Source organism: Frankia sp. AiPs1, from assembly GCF_023716945.1.
Lineage (GTDB): Bacteria > Actinomycetota > Actinomycetes > Frankiales > Frankiaceae > Frankia.
Window position 1 is genome coordinate 1 of sequence record NZ_JAMQQF010000523.1, and the last position, 4,214, is coordinate 4,214.

Sequence of the window (4,214 nt, forward strand, 5' to 3'; positions counted from 1 at the left end):
GGCGTAGAGCCCGACCCGCCACAGCGGCGGCGACCAGGCGGCGGACGTCGGCGAAGGGTCGGCGCCGGGCGGTTCCCCGGGCCCGGTGGGCTGCGTGGTCACGCCACCACGCAACCACATCCCGCCCGGGCGGCCGGGGTCGGTGCGGGCGGCGGAGATCGGCGCCAAGTTGCCGAGCGGCCGAGGTGCTTGCACCATGCTGAGTAGCGGCTACTATTCGCTTTCTCATCAACACTCATTGTATTGATCTCGGTGGGGTGGCGATGGCGTGAGAGATGCCGTGGCAGGTCGTGATCAGGGGGTACCGGTGGCACATTCACCAGTGCGACGCAGCGGGGGCAGTCCGTTCCCGCCGATCGCCGAGTACGGTTTCCTGTCCGACTGCGAGACGACGTGCCTGGTGGCACCCAGCGGGAACGTCGAGTGGATGTGCGTGCCGCGGCCGGACGCGCCCAGCGTCTTCGGCTCGGTGCTGGACCGCTCGGCGGGCGGCTTCCGGTTCGGCCCCGACCGCACCCAGATCCCGGCCGGGCGCCGCTACCTGCCCGGGACGAACATCCTGGAGACGACCTGGCAGACGCCGAACGGCTGGCTCATCGTCACCGACTGCCTGGTGGTCGGCCGCTGGCACCGCACTCACAAGCGTTCCAACACCCATCGGCGCACCCCCAGTGACTGGGACTCCGACCACGTGCTGCTGCGGCTCGCCCGCTGCGAGCACGGCTCGGTCGACCTCAGCCTCGTCTGCGAGCCGAACTTCGACTACGGCCGCCAGGCGGAGTCCTGGGAGTACGAGGAGGACGACTACTCCTCCGGGGTGATCGCCAACGCCGGCAGCAACGTCACGTTGCGGCTGCGCACGGACCTCCGGCTGGGCTTCGACGGCCGGCGCGCCCTGGCCCGCACCTCCCTGCGGGAGGGCGACACGGCGTTCGTCGCCCTGACCTGGCGGCCCGAGGAGCCGCTGCTGCCGGACACCTACCTGCAGGCCTGTAACGCCGTGGACCGCACGACCGAGTTCTGGCGGCAGTGGCTCTCACGCGGGATGTTCCCCGACCATCCCTGGCGGCGCCACCTGCAGCGCAGCGCCCTGGCGCTGAAGGGGCTGACCTACGCGCCGACCGGCGCCCTGCTGGCCGCGGCCACCACCTCGTTGCCGGAGACACCTCGCGGCGAGCGGAACTGGGACTACCGGTACAGCTGGCTGCGGGACTCCACCTTCGCCCTGTGGGGCCTCTACACCCTGGGTCTGGACTACGAGGCCAACGACTTCTTCTCGTTCATCGCCGACGTGGCGGAGCACGAGGAGGACATCCAGGTGATGTACCGGGTCGGCGGTGAACCGAGGATCCAGGAGGAGATCCTCGGTCACCTCTCGGGCTACGAGGGGGCCTCGCCGGTCCGGGTCGGCAACGCCGCCGCGCTGCAACGCCAACACGACGTGTGGGGCGTCGTGCTGGACTCGGTCTACCTGCACACCAAGTCGCGCGACTATCTCTCCGAACGACTGTGGCCGGTGTTGGCGCGGCTCGTCGAGGCGGCTGCGGCGCACTGGCAGGAGCCCGACTGCGGGATGTGGGAGGTTCGCGGGGCGCCGCAGCACTTCACCGTGTCCAAGATGATGTGCTGGGTGGCGCTGGACCGCGGCCGCCGGCTCGCGCAGATGCGGGGCGATGCGAAGACGGCCGTGCGGTGGAAGGCGATCGCCGAGGAGATCCACGCGGAGGTCTGCGATTCCGGCGTCGACCACCGCGGTGTGTTCACCCAGTACTACGGATCGAAGGCGCTGGACGCCTCGCTGCTGCTGATACCGCTGCTGGGCTTTCTGCCCGCGTCGGACGAACGGGTGAAGGCGACCGTCCTCGCGATCGCCGACGAGCTGACCGAGGACGGCCTGGTGCTGCGCTACCGCACCGAGGAGACCGACGACGGTGTCGCCGGCGAGGAGGGTGCCTTCCTGATCTGCTCGTTCTGGCTGGTGTCCGCGCTGGTCGAGATCGGCGAGCTGACCCGGGCCCGCCAGCTGTGCGAGCGGCTGCTGAGTCTGGCCAGCCCGTTGGACCTCTACGCGGAGGAGATCGATCCGAACAGTGGTCGCCACCTCGGAAACTTCCCGCAGGCGTTCACCCACCTGGCTTTGATCAACGCCGTGATGTATGTGATCCGAGCCGAGGACGCCGAGGCGTACGCCCGCCCGTCTCCGTCCACCTGAGTCGCGTCCACCTGAGTCGCGTCCATCTCAGCCTCGTCCATCTGAGTCGCGGCGACCTGAGTCGCGGCCGTATTCGCGGCGTCGATGGCGGTTGTGGCACTAACGTGGGGGCGTGGCAAGCCTGGAGGTCAGGGACAAGCGGGTCGAAGTCGTCATGAGTGGGCTGGAGCGGCTCGGCGCGCTACGCGGCGACGTCTCGGTGTCCCTCGACGAGATCCTCGATATTCGCCCAGCGCCGGAGCCGTTTACCGAGCTCTGCGGCTGGCGGCTGCCGGGAACCGGCATCCCGCGCGTGATCGCGCTCGGCACGTGGCGCTCCCGGGACGGCAAGGCCTTCGCGGCCGTCTACCGGGGGCGGCCGGCGGTCGTCGTCGAGGTCCGGCCGGGCGGGGAGTTCCGCCGACTGATCATCGGTGCCGACGATGCCGAAAGCACCGTGTCGCGGCTGCGCACCGCGGTCCTCGCTCGCTGACACAACCAGCGCCCTACCCAATCCCGATTACCGCCTCGACTTCCACCTCGACGACCCAACGCTGGTCGAGCAGGCCGGCGACCACGACCATGGTGGCGGCCGGACGGATCGTCGCGAACAGCTCTCGGTGGACTGCGCCCACCGCCGCGGCGTGCTGCGTGCCGGTGAGGTACATGCGGGTGCGGATGACGTCGTGCAGGCTCGCCCCGGCCTGCGCCAGCGCGGCGCCGATGAGCTCGAAGCAGCGCCGGGCCTGCGCCTGCGCGTCCGCGACCACCGTTCCGTCCGGCCAGACGGGGCCCGTACCACTGACGACCACCCGGTCACCGACCCGGATAGCCCGAGAGAACCCGATGGTCGCCTCGAACGGGGACGTTCCAGTGATGAGCTGACGATCGGTACTCATACGGTCGCTTCTCGTTAGCGGCGCAGGAGGGTGGATATCCACACTTGTGGACAACGGTTGTGGATAAATGACACCGCTGGAAGTCCGGCCGGGTGCGTCCGGGGCACCGGCCGGAACGACCGCCGGCAAGACAGATATCGGGCTAGCGCCACTGCGTCGACACGGCGAGACCGATGACGACAAAGCCGAACCCAATGAGGATGTTCCAGCCGCCCAACCCCTCCATTCCCAGCACGCCGCCGTTGGAGAAGTAGTAGACGAGCAGGTAGGCGATCCCGATGAGGAAGAAGGTCAGGATGAGCCCGCCGAACCAGGGCGGAGACGGCGGCCTGCTGCGGCGGGTCTGGCTGGCGTTGACGCTCGGCGTCGGCTTCTTCGGCTTGCGACGTCGTGACTCGGGCACTGCGGGACTCCTCGGCTGGCCGTGTGTGGACGAGCGGCGACCGCCGCCGTCCTCCCGGTTCGGCGGGTGGCGGTCCCGCACTGGGCAACAGGTTAGACGGCGGCCAACAGGTTGGACGTCGGGCAGCAGGTAAACGGCGGGCAGCAAGTTGGACGTCGGGCAGCAGGGTGGACGTCGGGCAGCAGGGTGGACAGTGGGCAGCAGGGTGGACTGCGGGACTGCGGACCCACCCACTGCGGACCGACGTGCGGGATTCTCTCCCGGACGACCGGGGCCCGGCGATCGCCCCGACGTGGCATCGCGGGTGTCGCCGGCCGCGTAGCCTGCGGCAAGAGGCGATACCTCCGACGCGGCGGACGGATCGCCTGGCTGGGTCCGCGGCGGCATGTCCCCACGCCGCCGACCGGCGATCCGCCGACATGCGGACGCGCCGCCCGCCCGGTGCGTCGGAGAGGCCGGCGCCATGGTGGGTTGGGCGTTCAGCAGGCGTCGAATGGCGAGCACGGGCCGGGTGTTCCGCGCGGCCCGGTTGCCTGGGCTTGCCTGGTTGTCTGGGCCTGGCCGGATGCTTCTGGCCGGTCGCATGGGCGGCGTGCCGGCGGGTGAACGGCGAGCCCGGCGGCTGACCGCGATCGGGCTGGTGTGCGGCCTCGGCCTGCTGGCCGGGGCGGCCGCGGCCAGCGCCGGATCGTTCGCCGGCACGGACCGCGTGCGCTACTCC

At 70.3% G+C, this 4,214-nt stretch carries 4 protein-coding genes; 2 read left to right on the forward strand and 2 right to left on the reverse strand.

Translation table 11 applies throughout. The features are described 5' to 3' along the window. The first annotated feature begins 307 nt into the window (after positions 1-307). Positions 308-2,212, forward strand: coding sequence for a glycoside hydrolase family 15 protein (locus ND748_RS26590; RefSeq protein WP_251748942.1), 1,905 nt, complete (start codon positions 308-310; stop codon positions 2,210-2,212). A gap of 112 nt (positions 2,213-2,324) precedes the next feature. Then, complete coding sequence (locus ND748_RS26595) at positions 2,325-2,684, forward strand: hypothetical protein (protein ID WP_251748944.1); 360 nt, start codon at positions 2,325-2,327, stop codon at positions 2,682-2,684. A gap of 13 nt (positions 2,685-2,697) precedes the next feature. Here the strand turns inward: ND748_RS26595 and ND748_RS26600 are convergent, their stop codons facing one another. Next, complete coding sequence (locus tag ND748_RS26600) at positions 2,698-3,090, reverse strand: RidA family protein (RefSeq protein WP_251748946.1); 393 nt, start codon at positions 3,088-3,090, stop codon at positions 2,698-2,700. A gap of 142 nt (positions 3,091-3,232) precedes the next feature. After that, a complete protein-coding gene (locus ND748_RS34740) occupies positions 3,233-3,493 on the reverse strand; it encodes a cell division protein CrgA (RefSeq protein WP_251748947.1) in 261 nt (86 codons plus the stop codon). Positions 3,494-4,214: the final 721 nt, after the last annotated feature.

What these genes read in the sequence shown, in the direction of transcription:
- ND748_RS26600 (WP_251748946.1), bottom strand. Translation starts at nt 3,090, where the DNA reads ATGAGTACCGATCGTCAGCTCATCACTGGAACGTCCCCGTTCGAGGCG.